A 17790-nucleotide genomic window follows, 5' to 3' on the forward strand; every position below is an offset into this window, starting at 1 on the left:
CCAGCCAGTTTGCAGTTTTTTGCGTTCGCGAAAACTGCTATGAATTCACCAATGCGGTGCAAAAAATGCACCACCGTGAAAAAGGTCCGTTTGATGAGATACTTGCAAACCTTCCGCCTGATCGAAGCCGTTGCGCGTGCTGGCTCCATGCGCAAAGCAGCCGAGGACATGAACCTTACGGCTTCGGCCTTGAACCGGCGCATCAACGGGTTTGAGGACGAGTTTGGCGCAGAACTTTTTGAACGCTTGCCAAGCGGGGTGCGCTTGAACCCGGCCGGGGAACTTTTACTGCATCATTACCGCGCAATGGCATCGGACCTAGAACGGGTGCAGGGACAAGTTGCCGATTTAACCGGTGAACGGCGTGGTCATGTTTCAATCGCCTGTTCGCAGGCATTGCTGCCCTATTTCCTTCCCGAACAGATCGCAATATACCGCTCCCTTCATCCCGGCGTGACATTTAGCGTCAATATCCGCGACCGCGCACAGGCCGAACAGGAACTCGCCAGTTATTCCAGCGACCTCGCCCTTGTATTTGAGCCGATTTATCTGGTGGATTTTGAAGTCATCCACGCCATTCCCCAAACCGTCGATGTGGTGATGCGGTCAGACCATCCGCTGGCATCGCGCGGGGAAATCCGACTGCGCGATTGTCTTGATGTACCGCATGTCGCCCCCACTGTTCGGTTTGGTGTGCGCCACTTACTTGATTTTGCGGCACGACGCAGTTCACGGCATGTCTCACCCGTGGTCGAAACGGAAAGTTTCGAGTTGATCCGGCATTACATTTTGCATGAAAACGCTGTTGGCTTCCAAATCCCGATCGGGCTTAGAATCCCGGGTGACGGGTCACTGGTTTCCAAACCTATTTCTGAACGCGATGTTCCGCCCGGAAACCTTATTCTGGGTCAAATGCGGGGACGTACATTACCCGTTGCATCCGCGCGATTTGCCATGCAACTGGCCACTGCGCTTAAGGATTATCAAACATCGCACGAGTTAACGATCTAAGCAGCCCACCCGCACGTATCAACCATGTCATTATAGTTAAACGTAATGGCTAGGGTCTGAACCCAATTGGGACGCTTGAAATTTATAGTCGAAATGTGATTCACCCTTTGGGAAAGGGAGTTATCACATGGCACGATTTGATTTGAGCGATAAAGAATGGGCGATCATTGCTCCGCTTCTTCCGGTTGACGGTCGGGGACCGAAGCGGCGCGACGACAGAACAGTTCTCAATGGCATCTTTTACATTCTTCGAACTGGCGCGCCCTGGCGGGATCTTCCGGGAAGGTATGGCCCGCCTACGACAGTCTATAATCGTTATGTCCGCTGGGGAGAACGCGGTATATGGCGCGATATATTCGAGGCCCTGGCATCAGAAGATGAAGATGCCCTTGTCTTTATCGACAGTTCGATTGTGAAGGCTCACCGCGCCGCGGCTGGGTCAAAAAAGGGGAACTGGCAGAAGGTATTGGACGCTCACGCGGTGGCAGGACAAGTAAAGTTCACGCCGCTGTAGATGTACTCGGTCGCCCGTTACGCCTTGCGGTCAGTGGCCGACAACTCCACGACAGCAAGATGATCGACTGCTTCCTGAATTGGTCAAAACCACCATTGGCCATTGTCGCCGACAAGGCCTATGGCAGTGCACGTATCCGTCAAGAGATAGAAGATGAAGGGGCTTTGCCGGTGATCCCCGCCAAGGTAAATGCCAAAAAGCCGATCCCCCATGATGCTGGCCTTTACGCCAAACGCAATCTGGTTGAACGCTTCTTCTGTCGCATGAAGGACATGAGGCGGCTCACTACCCGATACGAAAAGTGTGCAGAAAACTTCCTCAATATGGTCAGGATTTTTGCAATCAGATGTTGGGCCAATTGAGTCCAGACCCTAGTAGCGCGTTTGTGACTTGTGCATCTGTGCAAATGGGTGAAAATCACAACCACCTGCGAGACTGCCCGGGAATTTAAACAGGATTCCGGTTTGGCAAGAATTTGAATTAATCCGTTTTGCTGCAAATACCGTCACCACAAAGCCCCGGATCGCCGCCCCTTTCAGCCAAGGAGCCTATGATGGAACGTTTGACTGCCAAGGATTTTTCGCCAGAACTTCTCGAACTTTATGATTTCTATGCCCATGGCATCATCAACCGTCGCGAGTTTTTAGACCGCGCAGGAAAATATGCCATCGGCGGCATGACCGCACTTGCGGTCTTGAATGCCATGAGCCCGAACTATGCAATGGCAACACAGATCGAATTTACCGACCCGGGCATTGTTGCCGAATATATCACATACCCATCGCCCAACGGTCACGGTGAGGTACGGGCATATCTGGTCAAACCTGCCAATGTGACAGGCAAAGTACCCGGCGTGGTCGTCGTTCACGAAAACCGCGGCCTGAACCCCTATATCGAAGATGTCGCACGCCGTGTTGCCAAGGCGGGCTTTATTGCCCTTGCCCCGGATGGGCTGACATCGGTCGGGGGCTATCCCGGCAATGATGACAAAGGTCGCGAATTACAGCGCACGGTCGATCCGACCAAACTGATGAATGATTTCTTTGCCGCGATTGAATTCCTGACCGCCCATGAAGCAACCACCGAGAAAACCGGCATTACCGGGTTTTGCTATGGTGGGGGTGTCGCCAATGCAGCCGCTGTTGCCTATCCCGATTTGGGGGCTGCTGTTCCGTTTTATGGCCGTCAGGCCGCAGTTGAAGACGTGCCACGTATTCAAGCACCGATCTTGCTGCAATATGGTGAGCTTGACGAACGGATCAACGAAGGCTGGCCTGCCTATGAAGCGGCCCTTGAAGCCAACAACAAGACATATGAAGCCCACATCTATCCCGGTGCAAACCACGGATTCCATAACGATTCCACGCCACGTTATGACGAAGAAGCCGCCGAACTTGCATGGCAACGCACCATCGACTGGTTCAAGAAATATCTAAGCTAGTGTCAAGATAACCTGCCTGACACGGATCGGTGTTGCCCGCAAAGGCGACACCGATTTTTATTCATACATATGAAACCCCATATGATCGAAACAGGACATCACCAAACCGATGATGTCCTGCTTTTTGTTAGCTGCCGAGTTGTTCGAACAAGCGCGCCACGGCTTCGGCACCCGGATCGATATGACCTTCAAGTTGCTCGGCATTGATGTAGGATGCGCGTCCGACCTTGGCCTTAACGATTGTCGATGTATGGATCGCCCCTTTGCGCGCAGCTTTGGCCGCTTCGGAAATCCCTTTTTCCTCAAGCATATCAAGTGCGGGCTTAAGCGCGTCTACCATCGTGCGGTCGCCCAGTTGGGCCCCACCGATCTGCTGCATACGCTCCAACCCGTCCTTGAGTGCGGCAACCATGGAACGGCCACTTGACGCAGCATCCCCGGCGGCCGTGAAGAAAATGGCCAGCAACACACCAGATGACCCACCCATGGTTTGGCTAAGTTCCTGCCCGATGGCACGCAGAAGTTGGGTATGATCGGCCAGCGGCAGGCGATCAAGTGCCCCCATCAATGCACGTGCGGCCCCGGCCAGTGTTGATCCGGTATCACCATCGCCCGACTTTGCATCAAGTGCATTCAGATCACTTTCCGCATCAATCAGGATATGACAACATTGGGTTAGAAACGCCGCAGTTTGGCGATGTTCAGACGGAATTGGCTGGATCGGCGTTAACCCGTCTGGAAGTTCGATCACACTCACCGCTTTGATCGGATTGCAGCCCGGCCATGCTGACGGAGCACAGGGTGCCGAAAGCCACGCATGATCTTCGGCACTTAGCGGATAGACCGAAACCGAAAAGCCCTGCATATCAAGCGAGGTCATCATTGCTGCCGGCCCCACAATGAATTTCAGGTTCTTGGCAATCGATGAATTGATCAGATCATTGGCCAGAATTGACATCTCAAGAACGGACGTCCCGCCAAGGTTGTTGAGCAAAACCACATGCGGTTTGTTGTCCATCACGGCTGCAAGTTTGGCGGTGACAGCTGCCATCGCCTGTTCTGCATTATGATAGTCAACCTGCTGAACACCGGCTTCGCCGTGGATACCCAGACCCAGTTCGGCCTTGCCTTCGCCAATACGTTTTTCCTTGGGCGATCCCGGTACAGTACAGGTATCAAGCGACATACCAATCGATTTGGTCCCGGCAATCACCCGTTCAGCAGCAATCGTTACGTCTTCAAGCGATGCACCGCTTTCGGCCATGGCACCAGCGATTTTGTGCACGAACAAGGTTCCGGCGACGCCGCGTGGCTGCGGAAGATCGGGCAAGGCGATATCATCATCGACAATGACGATATTGACCTTTCGCCCGAAGGCACGCGCCCGCTCAGCCGCCAGACCGAAATTCAAACGGTCTCCGGTATAGTTTTTCACAATCAAAAGACAGCCCGCAGGACCGGTGACGGCCAGAATTCCGGCAAGAACGGCATCAACAGATGGTGACGCAAACACATCACCGCAAACCGCAGCGGTGAGCATGCCCGCCCCGACAAATCCGGCATGCGCAGGTTCATGACCGGAACCACCGCCAGAAACCAGTGCGACCTTTGACTTGTCCCAGTCATTGCGCACCACAACACGGATATGCGGATAGCCGTCAAGTCTGGCCAGTCTGCCGCCTGATGCCTTGATCACGCCATCGATGGCCTCGGTTACGGTTGCGTCTTTTTTGTTTATAAATTGGGCCATGATAATCTCCTTCAGGCCACCCGAGCGCCATCGGCGCCGAAGTAGAATGGTTTGCGCGGGCGAATCTTTACGATGTCCCCGGTTTTAAGGTCGGTATGTGCTTCGGTGACCGTGATCAAATCATGTGACTTGAAAATCAGATGAAGCCGCGTCTGATCGCCGAGATGCTCGACCCTTTGCACAAAGCTGTCTTCGCCTTCGCCTTGAATAATCTGCTCAGGGCGCAAACCGATTTTCGTAGCCCCGCCCGGTGCGCCAGAAAACACATCCGCAGGCAGGACATTGATCCGGGGTTGGCCAAGACGGCTTGCGGCATAGATGCTGACCGGATCTTCATAGATTTCGCGCGGCGATCCAAATTGAACCAATCGCCCTGCATCAAGCACCCCGACATGGGTTGCCATGGTCATGGCTTCGATCTGATCGTGGGTGACATACAGCAATGTCGCACCGGAATCGGCCTGAATGGATTTCAATTCAACCCGAAGATCCGCACGCAGTTTCGCATCCAAAGAACTCAGTGGTTCGTCCATCAGATAGACCGATGGTTTGCGCACCAACGCACGCCCGATCGACACGCGCTGCATTTCACCGCCCGACAATTCGGTCGCCTTGTTGTCAAGCTTGTGACTGATCTGAAGAATTTCGGCGATCTCGTTGACCTTGTTCTTGATCTGATCCGTCGGTGTTTTAAGGATCGGCGATTTCAACGGAAATTCCAGATTTTCGCGCACCGTCATATGCGGATAAAGCGAATATTGCTGAAACACCATCGCGACGTTGCGCTGGGCCGGGGTTAAACCGGCCATGTCGCGACCACCAATCATGATTTGCCCCGCATCGGGTTTATCGAGCCCCGATACCATGCGAAGCGTTGTCGTTTTGCCCGCACCGGTTGGTCCAAGAAGCACAACGAACGAGCCATCGGGAATTGTCATTGTCACATTATCAAGTGCCGCATCCGCCCCGAAGCGCTTGGTAACACCTGTCAAACTTACTTCAGCCATGACCGAGTACTCCTTCATTCCCTTCCGAGCGTAACGCACTGCCCTTTTTCCCATCAAACAAGGTGACGGTGCGTGCATCAAACCGAAGACCAATCAACTGACCATTACTGACGGTTTCATGACTTGCGACGCGCGCCTTAAGCAACCCGTTGGGCGTTTCAAAGGTAACAATCTGGGTTGTGCCCAGATATTCGGTCGCAATCACCCGGCCGCGATACGGGGCGTCGTCATCGAACTTCACATGTTCAGGACGCACGCCAAAGGTCAGCTTGCCATTAGCCCCTTCAAGACTTTTGGGAACCTGCAAGGCGACATCACCCAGCTGAACCTCCGTCCCGCCGGTTCCAATCATCCCGTCGAAATCAAGGAAGTTCATGGGGGGTGATCCGATAAATTGCGCAACAAACCGCGTGGCTGGCCAATCATAGATGTCTTGCGGAACACCGAACTGTTCGACAACGCCATGGTTCATCACAACGATCTTGTCGCCCATTTGCATTGCTTCGAGCTGATCATGGGTGACATACACCGTGGTTGCCCCCATCCGGTCGTGCAAGGCGCGAAGCTCTTCGGACATATGTTCACGAAATTCCGCATCAAGTGCGCCAAGTGGCTCATCCATAAAGAAGGCCTTTGGATCACGGACAATTGCGCGGCCCAGTGCCACGCGCTGCCGATCCCCGCCCGACAACCCGCCAACCGGTCGGTCCAGAATGTCATTGATGCCAAGAATCTCGGCAACTTCGCCAATCTTCTTTTTCACATCTGCGGACTTCATCCCCTGACTTTTCAAGGGATAGCTGATATTGCCGCGCACATTCATATGCGGGTAAAGCGCAAACATCTGGAAAACAAAGGCGATATCGCGCTGGCTGGCGGGTTTTTGACCCACCTCCTGACCATCGATATAGATCTGCCCGCTAGTTGGCAGCTCTAACCCGGCCATCATGCGAAGCGTGGTCGTTTTGCCACAGCCCGACGGCCCCAGAAGCATGAAGAATTCGCCATCCTCGATGGTGAAACTTGACGACTGAACAGCCGTAAACGCCCCGAAATCCTTGCGCACGTTTTCAATTCGTATCTGTGCCATGAGTCACTCCGGGAAGTGGCTGACGATGATGAACATTACTGTTCCCGTCAGCGTGGTAATGAAGGAATAGGTGTAAAGTGTGATTGCAACCGGTTGCATCAACATCAAAACGCCAAGCGCGATAAGCACAGAAGCCACCATCTCCCACGGGCCACGGCGTAACCGGAACAATTTATGGATGAAATCATTCATTTGCGTACGGCTCCAAACGTGATCCCGCGCAGCAGATGCTTGCGCAACAGGATGGTGAACACCATGACCGGAACAAGGAAGATCGTCGCCCCGGCCGCAACAGCGGGCCAGTCTTTACCGCCGACACCAATGATCGTCGGAATAAACGGTGGTGCTGTCTGAGCCGTCCCCGACGTGAGCAAAACCGCAAACGCATATTCGTTCCACGCAAAGATCAGACAGAAGATCGCTGTTGATGCGATACCGGTTGCCGCTTGCGGCAGGACCACTTTGTAAAAGGCCTGAAACCGGGTGTAGCCATCAATCAATGCGGCTTCTTCATACTCGATCGGGATTTCATCAATGAACCCCTTAAGCAGCCAGACCGACAGCGACAGGTTCACCCCGGTATAAAGCAGGATCATACCCAGATGCGTGTCGTTCAGACCAAGGTTCCGGAACATCAAAAAGATCGGAATGGCGACCGCAATCGGCGGCATCATGCGGGTTGAAAGAATGAAGAACAAAAGATCATCCTTCATCGGCACTTTGAACCGGCTAAAGGCATAGGCCGCCGCCGTTCCAAGGACCATGCAAAGCGCAGTTGAGCCAAACCCGATAATCACGGAATTCAAAAAACGCTCGCCATAGCGCGACGGGCCACTGATGACCGTTCCCTGTTCACGGGCGATTTCTTCGTACCAGTTTTGCGGTTCACCTTCGGCTTCAAGCATGTCGGGCGTCGCCCGGGTCCGTTCGGTAAAGAGATTCACATATCCTTCAAGCGATGGGTCAAAAACCACCTTTGGCGGATAGGCAATTGAATCAGCCGGGGATTTGAAACCGGTTGCGATGATCCACAGCAAAGGCGCAATCGTGATCAAGGCATAACCGACAACAAGGATCCCTGCGAACCATTTGGTTCCATTGTTTGGTTCTGTAACAGAAAAGCTCATCTTTCTTTTACCTTGTTCAGCGCTTTGACATAGATCGACGCAAGACCAAAGACCGTCACGAACAGGATAACGGCATAGGCCGATGAATATCCGGTCCGCCATTTTTCAAAAGCTTCGCGCTTCAGATCGATGGACGTCAATGTCGTTGTATTTCCCGGTCCACCGCCCGTAAGCTGGACCACAAGGTCGAACATTTTGAAGTTTTCAATTCCCCGGAACAGTACGGCCAACATCAGGAACGGCAATACCATCGGAATCGTAATCGTCCAGAATTGCCGCCACTTTGACGCACGGTCACATTCGGCTGCTTCGTAAATGCTGTTTGGGATTGATCGCAGACCTGCCAGACAGATCAGCATCACAAACGGCGTCCACATCCATGTATCGGCAATGACAATCGCCCAAGGTGCCAGATGCACATCGCCAATCATTGAAAAGCTTGCCGGATCAGCCCCGGTAAAGAAGGCGACAACATAATTGAACAGGCCAATTTGCGGCTGATACAGGAAGGTCCAGAAATTACCGACCACGGCGGGTGAAAGCATCATCGGAAAAACGATGATCGTGGTCCAAAGGTCGTTTCCTTTGAATTTCTTGTTGATCAGGAAGGCCAGAAAGAAGCCGATCAGAACCTGTAGAACAATGGTCCAGATCAGAAAATGGGCCGTTGCCTGCATCGTGTTCCAGACGTCAAGGTCTGTGAGGATGCGTTCATAGTTGCGCAAACCCACCCATTCGACATCCCGGTTGGGACGATTTACGCGGCTGTCGGTAAAGCTGAGCCAAACGGTCCAGATCAATGGAAAAATGTTGATCGCCAAAAGCAGGAATATCGTCGGCGCGACAAATATCCACGCGATGGTTCGGTCTGACAGACCACGAATATGCTGCGCCATGTTGTCCGGCGTCGCTTTGGCGATCTTTTCGATCGGAATATTCTTCATTATGATGCCCTTAGCTGTATGGCACTGCCACACAGTTTCTACTTGGTCGGAGGATTGGTCCCGGCATTTTCAAAACATACCGGGACCGGTCCAGAGCCAGTCATCTCAGGAAAGAAGACTTAGAGCTTGCCTTCGTCCTCAAAGACTTCGGTCCAATCCCTGACCAAATCATCAAGCGCTTCTTTTGCGGTGCCGTCACCCGCCACAACATAATTGTGGATGCGTTCCTGCATCGACAAAAGCAGATCGGCATAAGCCGGCTCGGCCCAGAAATCCTTCACGATGGCCATGCTATCAAGGAAGGTCTGTGCATAAGGCTGGCTGCTGGCAAAACCGGGATCCTCGACCACGGCACGAAGTGCTGAATAACCGCCAAGTTCCCACCAGCGGGCCTGAATATCTGGCTGGGCAAACCATTTAATATATTCAAGCGCGGCTTCCTGTTTCTCGGAATAGGCCACAACCGAAATCCCCTGTCCGCCAAGCTGGGCAAACTGCCCTGCAGGACCGGCCGGGTTCGGGAAGTAGCCCGACTTACCGCCACCAACATTCGGGTCGGCTTCAACACCGGGCCAGATGAAGGCAAAGTTCATCTGAAGGGCAACCTGCCCGGATTTATAGGCATCGATGTTTTCGCCCATATACCAGTTCGATGATCCCGGAGGGGTCGCGGTATCATAAAGGTCTTTGTAATATTCAAGTCCGGCGACAGCGCCGTCCGAATTTACAAACCCTTCGATATCATAGGGCTTATCAGGGTTTTCGTACTGGAAACCATAGTTATAAAGGGCGTTGGTCACACCCATCGTGATCCCTTCCGAGCCGCGCTCGGTATAGATCGCGGCACCATAGACGGTGGTGCCGTCAATGTCGCGTCCCTGGAAGAACTGCGCGATATCTTTGAGTTCTTCAAGCGAGGCCGGAACATCAAGCTTGCGGCCATATTTTTCCTGAAATTCTTTCTGAAGTTCCGGACGCTCGAACCAGTCTTTGCGATAGGTCCAACCGACCACATCGCCAAATGCCGGAAGAGCGTAATAGTTCGGGGTACTTTTTGGCCATTCGGCATATCCGGTGACAGTTGCCGGAATGAAATCGACCATGTCGATGCTATTGGCATCAAAGAAATCATTCAGTTTTACGTAGTGACCGTTTTCCGCACCGCCCCCGATCCACTGGCTGTCCCCGATCATAAGATCGCATAGCTTGCCACCGGAATTGAGCTCGTTGAGCATACGGTCAGCGAACGAAGTCCATGGCACGAATTCGAAATTCATGGTGTTGCCGCTTTTGGCTTCAAAGTCCTTGGACAACTCCACCAGCGCATTGGCAGGGTCCCAAGCCGCCCAGCACAGAGTCAGATCTTCGGCGGCAGCTACCGTTGGCAGCGAACCGGCGACGATTGCCGACGCGACGATCGTCTTTAAATACATTGATTTCATCTTGTTTTTCCTCCCGTTGGAACGTCGCAGCTTTGCAGCGACAGCGACACTTCTACCACAAGTTTTTGAGGTACGCACCTCAAAATGAGCATTTTTTGAGTTACGCACCTCAAATTTCTTGCAGAGACGCGCCCGATGGTTGAGGATAAGATAAGAAAAACAAAGCGATTTGGGCCGACAAAACCAATGAGACCAACCACAAAAGATCTCGCCAAGGCGGCTGGTGTAAGCCTTGCCACGATTGATCGCGTGCTCAATGGACGCAGTGGCGTTCGGCAGAAAACAGTCGATGCTGTCAACGAAGCGATTGTGCGCATCGGGTTTGAGCGCAATCAGGTTGCGGCAACGCTGGCCCGCCAGAAGGGTTATCGCTTCGGGTTTGTGGTTCCACGCTCCGGTGACGAGTTTCTCGACGTCATCGTCAAACATATTTCCGAATTCGATCAGGCCAGCCGTGCTGAAATGATCCAGACCAAAATCGTGCGCATTGATGAACACGACCCGCATCGCGCAGCCAAAACCCTTTCACGCCTGTCTTCTGATGAATATGACGGCATTGCGATCATGGCACCTGAAACGCCGCAAATCCGCGATGCCCTTCATCGTATGCGTGAACGCGGCGTTCAGACGGTTGCCTTCATCTCCAACCAGCAAGAAGAAGACAGCCAATCATTTGTCGGCATTGATAACATTGCAGCCGGGGCAACGGCCGGGCGCTTGATGGCCCGCTTTTTGGGCCAAACTTCGGGATCCATTCTGGTTCTTGCCGAAACCATGCAATCGCGCGACAGCTTGGAACGCCGCCTTGGTTTTGATCAGGTCATCAGCCCTGATTACCAGCAGTTTCACGCCCTTCCCACCCTTGAAACACACGGCTATCCGGACCGCACAAACCTTGTTCTGAAAAACGCCTTTGCTGCCCACAAAGACATTGTCGGGCTTTACATCATGGGGTCTGAAGCACGTGTCGCGATTGAATTCGCCCGCAAGCTGCATGGCGACGGAAAACTCATCACAGTTGCCCATGAACGCACCCCATCCACCGAACAGGCTTTGCGCGAAAACACCCTTGATGCCCTGATCAATCAGGACCCCGGACATATCGTCCGCAGTGCCGTTCGAACGCTCCGCGCCAAATGCGAAAACCGTGAAACGCTGGCATCCCAGGAACGCATCCGTATTGAAATACTGATTGCTGAGAATCTTTAACGCGCTGAAAAATCCGGCTATTGCTTGATCCCCTACAGTGCGAAAGTACAAGTAAGCAGTCACTGACCTGCCACCTATCGGCCCCGAATTCCTCCACACCTTTATCTTGCTGATTTCGCGGAAATGCTGCAGTACTTGGGCAACAATCAACATGATTCTTGCGTAGTTCCGCATACAGGGGGCGACCATTTCCGCGTTTCATTGGTCTCGTGATCAACGTCTAAGCCTTGTGGCCCGATATACGCTTTTGTCGGTTGGCGTTGTTGTGTGCGCGCTGATTGCCTTAAGCTTTTTCTATCAGCGTTTTTCCAATGAACTCATTGACCGCCTTACGGGAGAGCGTCTGAGTGCGCAAGTCGCGGCTACATCGAACAAGCTTTCTGCGTTTCTGGATGCACGCATCTATCAGCTTGTGACCCTTTCAAATCATCCCGCACTCCCTGCTTTTATTGACGCGCCAAACACCCCGCAAGCGGACGAGGCGCTAACACTTTTGCGGGTTGAAGCAGACTCACCTGATTTGTATGGCGTGCTGTTTTTTGACTGGCAGGATAACCTTGACCGTCTGGTCGCCGGGCAGGCTGCATCCGGCCCGCCTTACTGGTCAAAAACCGATTGGGATATTAGCCAGCTTCCACGTGTCACCCACGAAGGGGTCGAGTTTATCGGCCCGAAATTGCCAGAGAATGGCAATTCCGGCTGGATATTGATGCGCCAGCAAATCCGTGATTCCGGCCTTGGTCAAAATGTCTCGGTTGCCCTGCATGTCCGCCTTTCATCGCTGACTGAGCTTCTGGCAAGTGCTGGAGTTGCCGGCGTGATTGAGCCGTTATTGCGAACGCCAGGCGGGGCGGTTCTTGATCCGACCGGCCGCCCGGCCAAGGTTACCGGTGAATTGGTTGAGGGACCCAGCATCCTTCCGGGCTGGAACATTGTCATGAGCGTTCATCCCGGCACCATCTTGCAGCCAATCGATGAAACCCGCCTGTGGCTTTATGCCACCGCCATTCTGATCATTGCCGTGATTTTAGCCATTTTCTTTGCGCTGTCTCGCAGCCTGCGCCGACGGGTCGATACCCTTGTCCAAGGGGCAAACAGTCTTGCATCGGGGGACCTTTATTATCGCCTGCCCGAAGGCCGCAAACGTGACGAGATCAGTACAGTTGCCAAGGCATTCAACACCATGGCATGGCAGTTAAAGGACCTGATTGATCGCACAGTCCGCGCCGAGAAGCTGGCCGTTCTCGGCCAGTTCGCCACCGGGGTGGCCCACGAAGTCCGCAACCCGCTTGCCACCATGAAAACAACCGTTCAGGCCCTGACCCGCCGCGAAAAGGATGAAGAACGCAAAACGCTTCTGGATGATATGGGCAATCAGATTGACCGGCTGTCGCGCGTGGTCAATGATTTACTGTCTTATGGTCGTCCGGGTGAAGCAGCACCGCAGCCAACCGCCATCCGCGAGTTATTTCGACAAACATCATTGTTACTTGAACCTGTCGCGGCAGAAGTTCATGTCGGCTTTTTCACCAGTGGTGATTCGCGCCTTAACGTTTTTGTCGATCCCGAACAGATTTTGCAAATCTTGCTTAATCTCGGGATTAATGCGGTGCAGGCCTGTGATGCGGGCGGTACCGTTAACCTGCGCGCAGAAGATCATGGCGAAACGGTTGAAATCCGGGTTACGGATGACGGGTGCGGCATTCCGCGAGAGCATTTACTTGACGTAACCCAGCCATTTTTTACCATGAAAAGCAAAGGTACCGGATTGGGTCTGACAATCAGCCAGCAATTGGTTGACGCCAATCACGGTACGATCAATATCGAAAGCACCCCGAAAGAGGGCACAACGATAATATTGACGTTCCCGGCCACACGTCCGGGAAACAGTCGGGAGGAAATACCAAAAAATGTCCAAGAGGATCAGAATTCTGATCGTCGATGACGAAGAGTCGTTTGTTCGGTCATTAAGTTTTGCGCTCCGCACAGAAGGAATGGACGTCACCGGTGTTCATTCGGGTGAAGACGCGTTTCTTGCTGTGCACAAGGAACAGTTTGATATCATATTGCTCGACCTGCGCCTGCCCGGTGCGGATGGCATGGAAGTGCTGAGCAGCATTCAGAAACTTGATATCAGCATTCCCGTCATCATGATTTCGGCACATGGCGACACTCGGGCTGCCGTGCAGGCGGTTAAAAGTGGTGCGGCAGATTATCTCAGCAAGCCGTTCGAGCTTGATGAGCTGATCCACACCATCAGAACCACGCTTGATCAAAATCAGGTCGCGCTGGAACTTGATTATCATCGCCGTCGTGATGCCGTTCCGACCAACGGACTGATTGGTGACTGTGAAGCCATGGGCGCACTTCGCACCACAATTGACCGGGTCGCGCAAAGCAGTGCCAGTCGTATTTTACTTCTTGGTGAATCCGGCACCGGCAAAGCATTGGTCGCCCGCGCCATTCACAGCCAAAGCCCGCGTAAGGATCGTGCCTTTGTCGAAGTCAATTGCGCGGCATTGCCCGAACAATTGATTGAATCCGAATTGTTCGGAGCAGAAAAAGGGTCTTATACCGGCGCCCATCAAAAACGGACCGGGTTGGTCCGGCTTGCCGATGGCGGCACCTTGTTCCTGGATGAAATTGGCGAGCTTCCCCTCGCCCTTCAGGCCAAGTTTTTACACTTTCTGGAAAACGGTGATTACCGCCCGGTCGGCGCAGAACGATCTGCGTCCGCAGATGTCCGCGTCATCGCCGCAACCAACCGTGATCTTGCCGAACAGGTGCGCCTTGGTCATTTTCGCGAAGACCTGTTCTATCGCCTGAATGTCATTACCATTGATATTCCTGCCCTACGGGAACGGGGCGAAGATATCTTAAGCCTTGTTTGCTATTTCGCCGACCGGCAGGCCCAGGCAGAAGGATGCCACCCGATCCAGTTTGACGCTGAAACGCAAAGCATATTGCGAGCCCACCCGTGGCGCGGCAATGTACGAGAGCTTAAAAACCTGATTGAACGCCTGACGATCCTTTATCCGGGCAAAACAATCGGTCCTGATGTACTGCCCGGTGAATTCCACGCCCAAAATGGGCTGCATGACGCCGAGGGACAAAACAATTCCGCAAACGCCGCCCATCCACAATTGCAAGACCGCTTGGATGTGACAGAACGCCATCTTGTCCAAGACGCTCTTGACCAAGCCGACGGGCACAAAGGCCGCGCGGCCGAGATCCTTGGCATTTCACGCCATGCGTTGAAACGCCGTTTACAACGGCTTGGCTTGCAATAATCATCCCAGTTTTTCGTGTTAACAGCCCCTCTTGAGCGGAACCCGCTCAAGAGGGGCTGTTATTTGGAGCGTCAACCGCTCAACCTAGCGCTCATTCCCATGTCCACATTCTCCCAAAAACCATCCAAAACCGCGCCCTGACTACCTTCCAGCCAAATCATTGAAACTGGCACAGCCTTTGCGAAACAGGCCGACAAAGGTACAAACACGGATGGAACAACCATTCGTAGGGAGGATACGTCATGGAGATGCTCAAACTCCCGGTTTCCGGGTGCATCACCATCATTGCAGCAACGTTGGTTCTGTTGGCAGGTAAACCTGCACAGGCTGAACGTTTTGAACTCGGCGCGGCCCCGACAGAGGCGGACGCGGTCGTAGGCTGTTTGTACCCGATGACCGGACGATCAGCGACCTATGGTCGCGACAGTATCGCCGGTATCCAGATTGCACTTGATGATCTTGCAGCCGAAGCGGCAAGCGGGCTCCCCGCCCCGAAATTGCGCGTGATTGCCGACGATCCAAGATCAAAGGCATCCTATGCCGTAAGGTTGGCACAAGATTTCATCGCCAATGACAAGGCCCGGTTCTTTTGCGGCATTGTATCATCGGGTGTCGCCCATGCGGTCAGCGATCTTGCATTGCGCGAAAAGATCATCATGGTCGGCACCGATCATGCGTCATCGCGCCTCAGCATCGAAGCCGGACATAAATATTACTTCCGCGTAACCAATGACAGTTGGACGTCAATGGCGGCTGGTGCCCGGTATTTGCGGGATCTGCAAAAGGAAACCGGCTGGAAAAAACTGGCCTTTATCGGGCCGGATTACGATTACGGACATGTCTCTTGGACCGACCTTCAACTCGCACTTGATGAACTCGATGTTGAATACGAAACGGTCAGCGACCTTTGGCCAAAACTCTATGAGCCGGACTATTCGATTTACATCAATGCACTCCAGTCGGCCAAACCCGACATCGTTGTCACGGCCCTTTGGGGTGGCGATTTCATTGCCTTTATCAAACAGGCATCGACCACACGGTTTTTTGAAACCACACGGTTGGCCAACTTTGATACCGGGGCGAATTACGATGTGATGATGGCACTGGGCGATCAGCCTTATCCGGGGCTTATCCTATCAGCACGTCACCATAACAATTGGCCGGAAACCGGACGCAACAAACGGTTTGTCACCCAGTTCCACGAAATGACCGGTCGCTATCCGACCTATGCCGCCGAAGGCGCATATACCGGGATCATGGCGATTGCCCGTGCAATTGAAAAAGCCGGCAGTGCGGATGATGACGAAGCCCTGATCAAGTCGCTTGAAGGCTTGCAGCTGGCCCTGCCCGAAGATCCACCCGGCTTTGCATCCTATATCGATCCAGACACTCACCAGATTGTCCAGGCGCAAGCCGTGGGCACGGTCGTCCATAACGAAGATTTTCCGCCGTCAAAACTGATGGTGGGGAATTGGGCGATCTACGACGCCGAAGACCTCAAACCGTCACAAGAGATGGTCAAACGCCGCCGCGATGCCGTGGCCGGCGGGTCGGAGGCAGTTCCACCGCCAACACCATAGAACTTTCCTAGGGAGGAAAACGTGAAGAATAATAAAGCAACTTTCAGCAAATACCTTGTTTCGGGCGTCGCAGCCCTCGCCCTGAGTGCCGGAATGGCATCAAGTGCATCTGCGGCCGAAAACGGTAAATTCCGCGTTGGTATCGTGACATTCTTGTCAGGTGCCGCTGCTGGTCCGTTTGGTGTTCCGTCTGCCAATGCTGCCAAGATACTTGTTGAAGGCCTGAACAAGGGCGAACTTCCGGCCCCTTACGACAAAATGGGCATCAACGGCATCGAAATCGAAGCCGTGATCATTGACGAAGCCGGTGGCGCGACCAAACAGGTCGAAGAATACCGTAACCTTGTACAGCGTCAGAAAGTCGACGCGGTTATCGGGTATGTTTCGTCAGGTGATTGCCTTGCTGTCGCACCTGTCGCCGAAGAGCTTAAAACCTTCACCATCGCATATGATTGCGGTACTCCCCGCCTGTTTGCCGACAATGCCGATGCCCAGTACATGTTCCGTACCGGCCTTGATGCATCTGTCGACAATATTGGTGCAGCACGTTACCTCGCCGCTACCCGCCCGGACGTCACCCGTCTTTCCGGCATCCAGCAGAACTACTCCTGGGGCCAGGACAGCTGGGCAGACTTCACCGCAGCGGCCGCGAAACTTCTTCCTGAATCAGAAATCGTCGAAGAACAGTTCCCGAAAATCTATCAGGGCCAGTACGGCGCAGAAATCTCTGCCCTGTCGGTTAAACGCCCGGAAATCGTCCACAGTTCTTTCTGGGGCGGTGACATGGAAGCACTGGTCTTGCAGGCAAATGCCCGTGGCCTTCTTGAAGATGCAACCGGTCTTCTGACCTGTGGTGAAGCAAGCTTCGCCACCTATAAGGATCAGGCACCGAATGGCATGATCATTGGTGCACGCGGCCCGTTTGGTGCCTTTGCACCGGACAATGCACTCAACACCTGGTTCAAGGGTGCCTACAACGCGGCCTATGACCTTGACCCGGTTTATCCGGCCACGAAAATGGCACAGGCAATCCTTGGTCTGAAATTTGCGGCTGAAAATGCCGGCGTTGCAGACAAAGAAATCCCGACGGCAGAACAGCTTGCTTCTGGCATCAAGGGTGCAACCTTTGAATCAGTTTCAGGCACCGTTCAAATGGCCCGTGCCAATGGTCATCAGGCGATGCAGAGCATCACCTATGGCGAATACCATTACGAAGATGACAAAGCCTCCATCGTGAATGCTGTTTCGTTCTCTGGCGAGTGCGTAACCCCGCCAGAAGGCGTTTCCGCTGCTGAGTGGATTGCCGAGGGTTTCCCAGGCGCTCAGTGTAACTAAGCGCATTCTCCCTGTGACTGCGGACATCCCCATTGCGGGATGTCCGCCCC

Annotated in this window: 14 protein-coding genes and 1 pseudogene; 8 read left to right on the plus strand and 7 right to left on the minus strand. The window is 53.5% G+C overall.

Going from position 1 to position 17790, the window contains the following annotated elements:
- Nucleotides 1-93 precede the first annotated feature (93 nt).
- The 3 genes and pseudogenes from ACQ0MK_RS14210 (at nucleotide 94) to yghX (ending at nucleotide 2966) form a co-directional block, all read left to right on the plus strand.
- Nucleotides 94-1011 carry a LysR family transcriptional regulator gene (locus tag ACQ0MK_RS14210; RefSeq protein WP_350048590.1) on the plus strand — a complete coding sequence of 306 codons (918 nt, stop codon included), beginning with the start codon at nucleotides 94-96 and terminating at the stop codon, nucleotides 1009-1011.
- 154 nt (nucleotides 1012-1165) lie between these two features.
- Nucleotides 1166-1884 (plus strand): annotated as a pseudogene (locus ACQ0MK_RS14215) (IS5 family transposase); the annotation flags it as partial.
- A 194-nt stretch (nucleotides 1885-2078) separates the two neighbouring features.
- Nucleotides 2079-2966 (plus strand): YghX family hydrolase, encoded by an 888-nt coding sequence (gene yghX / locus ACQ0MK_RS14220; protein ID WP_430473180.1) that lies wholly within the window; start codon nucleotides 2079-2081, stop codon nucleotides 2964-2966.
- A gap of 127 nt (nucleotides 2967-3093) precedes the next feature.
- On the opposite strand, the gene ACQ0MK_RS14225 is transcribed toward yghX, so the two are convergent.
- The 7 genes from ACQ0MK_RS14225 to ACQ0MK_RS14255 all read right to left on the minus strand — a co-directional run bounded on the left by ACQ0MK_RS14225 (nucleotide 3094) and on the right by ACQ0MK_RS14255 (nucleotide 10317).
- A complete protein-coding gene (locus ACQ0MK_RS14225; RefSeq protein WP_430473181.1) occupies nucleotides 3094-4716 on the minus strand; it encodes a dihydroxyacetone kinase subunit DhaK in 1623 nt (540 codons plus the stop codon).
- Between the two features lie 11 nt (nucleotides 4717-4727).
- Nucleotides 4728-5723 carry an ABC transporter ATP-binding protein gene (locus ACQ0MK_RS14230; RefSeq protein WP_430473182.1) on the minus strand — a complete coding sequence of 332 codons (996 nt, stop codon included), beginning with the start codon at nucleotides 5721-5723 and terminating at the stop codon, nucleotides 4728-4730.
- On the minus strand, nucleotides 5716-6813 hold the full coding sequence (locus ACQ0MK_RS14235) for an ABC transporter ATP-binding protein (RefSeq protein WP_430473183.1): 1098 nt from the start codon (nucleotides 6811-6813) through the stop codon (nucleotides 5716-5718). The genes ACQ0MK_RS14230 and ACQ0MK_RS14235 overlap by 8 nt, the downstream gene beginning before the upstream one ends.
- A 3-nt stretch (nucleotides 6814-6816) precedes the next feature.
- Complete coding sequence (locus ACQ0MK_RS14240; protein ID WP_350043558.1) at nucleotides 6817-7005, minus strand: hypothetical protein; 189 nt, start codon at nucleotides 7003-7005, stop codon at nucleotides 6817-6819.
- Nucleotides 7002-7940 (minus strand): carbohydrate ABC transporter permease, encoded by a 939-nt coding sequence (locus tag ACQ0MK_RS14245; protein ID WP_350048562.1) that lies wholly within the window; start codon nucleotides 7938-7940, stop codon nucleotides 7002-7004. Before ACQ0MK_RS14245 ends, ACQ0MK_RS14240 begins: the two co-directional genes overlap by 4 nt.
- The gene (locus tag ACQ0MK_RS14250; protein WP_430473184.1) at nucleotides 7937-8884 is read right to left on the minus strand and encodes a carbohydrate ABC transporter permease; all 948 of its coding nucleotides are present in this window, start codon (nucleotides 8882-8884) and stop codon (nucleotides 7937-7939) included. Before ACQ0MK_RS14250 ends, ACQ0MK_RS14245 begins: the two co-directional genes overlap by 4 nt.
- 119 nt (nucleotides 8885-9003) lie before the next feature.
- On the minus strand, nucleotides 9004-10317 hold the full coding sequence (locus ACQ0MK_RS14255) for an ABC transporter substrate-binding protein (protein WP_430473185.1): 1314 nt from the start codon (nucleotides 10315-10317) through the stop codon (nucleotides 9004-9006).
- A 195-nt stretch (nucleotides 10318-10512) separates the two neighbouring features.
- Between ACQ0MK_RS14255 and ACQ0MK_RS14260 the strand changes: the two genes are divergently transcribed.
- The 5 genes from ACQ0MK_RS14260 (at nucleotide 10513) to ACQ0MK_RS14280 (ending at nucleotide 17740) form a co-directional block, all read left to right on the plus strand.
- The gene (locus ACQ0MK_RS14260) at nucleotides 10513-11535 is read left to right on the plus strand and encodes a LacI family DNA-binding transcriptional regulator (protein WP_430473186.1); all 1023 of its coding nucleotides are present in this window, start codon (nucleotides 10513-10515) and stop codon (nucleotides 11533-11535) included.
- Nucleotides 11536-11764: 229 nt separating this feature from the next.
- Nucleotides 11765-13480, plus strand: a complete 1716-nt coding sequence (locus tag ACQ0MK_RS14265) for a sensor histidine kinase (RefSeq protein WP_430473187.1) — start codon at nucleotides 11765-11767, stop codon at nucleotides 13478-13480.
- Nucleotides 13446-14825, plus strand: coding sequence for a sigma-54-dependent transcriptional regulator (locus tag ACQ0MK_RS14270; RefSeq protein WP_430473188.1), 1380 nt, complete (start codon nucleotides 13446-13448; stop codon nucleotides 14823-14825). The genes ACQ0MK_RS14265 and ACQ0MK_RS14270 overlap by 35 nt, the downstream gene beginning before the upstream one ends.
- 242 nt (nucleotides 14826-15067) lie before the next feature.
- The gene (locus ACQ0MK_RS14275; RefSeq protein WP_430473189.1) at nucleotides 15068-16405 is read left to right on the plus strand and encodes an ABC transporter substrate-binding protein; all 1338 of its coding nucleotides are present in this window, start codon (nucleotides 15068-15070) and stop codon (nucleotides 16403-16405) included.
- 21 nt (nucleotides 16406-16426) lie between these two features.
- Complete coding sequence (locus ACQ0MK_RS14280) at nucleotides 16427-17740, plus strand: ABC transporter substrate-binding protein (RefSeq protein ID WP_430473190.1); 1314 nt, start codon at nucleotides 16427-16429, stop codon at nucleotides 17738-17740.
- Nucleotides 17741-17790 lie beyond the last annotated feature (50 nt).

The organism is Thalassospira lucentensis (assembly GCF_050516545.1).
Lineage (GTDB): Bacteria > Pseudomonadota > Alphaproteobacteria > Rhodospirillales > Thalassospiraceae > Thalassospira > Thalassospira lucentensis_C.

What these genes read in the sequence shown, in the direction of transcription:
- ACQ0MK_RS14210 (WP_350048590.1), top strand. Translation starts at nt 94, where the DNA reads ATGAGATACTTGCAAACCTTCCGCCTGATCGAAGCCGTTGCGCGTGCT.
- yghX (WP_430473180.1), top strand. Translation starts at nt 2,079, where the DNA reads ATGGAACGTTTGACTGCCAAGGATTTTTCGCCAGAACTTCTCGAACTT.
- ACQ0MK_RS14225 (WP_430473181.1), bottom strand. Translation starts at nt 4,716, where the DNA reads ATGGCCCAATTTATAAACAAAAAAGACGCAACCGTAACCGAGGCCATC.
- ACQ0MK_RS14230 (WP_430473182.1), bottom strand. Translation starts at nt 5,723, where the DNA reads ATGGCTGAAGTAAGTTTGACAGGTGTTACCAAGCGCTTCGGGGCGGAT.
- ACQ0MK_RS14235 (WP_430473183.1), bottom strand. Translation starts at nt 6,813, where the DNA reads ATGGCACAGATACGAATTGAAAACGTGCGCAAGGATTTCGGGGCGTTT.
- ACQ0MK_RS14240 (WP_350043558.1), bottom strand. Translation starts at nt 7,005, where the DNA reads ATGAATGATTTCATCCATAAATTGTTCCGGTTACGCCGTGGCCCGTGG.
- ACQ0MK_RS14245 (WP_350048562.1), bottom strand. Translation starts at nt 7,940, where the DNA reads ATGAGCTTTTCTGTTACAGAACCAAACAATGGAACCAAATGGTTCGCA.
- ACQ0MK_RS14250 (WP_430473184.1), bottom strand. Translation starts at nt 8,884, where the DNA reads ATGAAGAATATTCCGATCGAAAAGATCGCCAAAGCGACGCCGGACAAC.
- ACQ0MK_RS14255 (WP_430473185.1), bottom strand. Translation starts at nt 10,317, where the DNA reads ATGTATTTAAAGACGATCGTCGCGTCGGCAATCGTCGCCGGTTCGCTG.
- ACQ0MK_RS14260 (WP_430473186.1), top strand. Translation starts at nt 10,513, where the DNA reads ATGAGACCAACCACAAAAGATCTCGCCAAGGCGGCTGGTGTAAGCCTT.
- ACQ0MK_RS14270 (WP_430473188.1), top strand. Translation starts at nt 13,446, where the DNA reads ATGTCCAAGAGGATCAGAATTCTGATCGTCGATGACGAAGAGTCGTTT.
- ACQ0MK_RS14275 (WP_430473189.1), top strand. Translation starts at nt 15,068, where the DNA reads ATGGAGATGCTCAAACTCCCGGTTTCCGGGTGCATCACCATCATTGCA.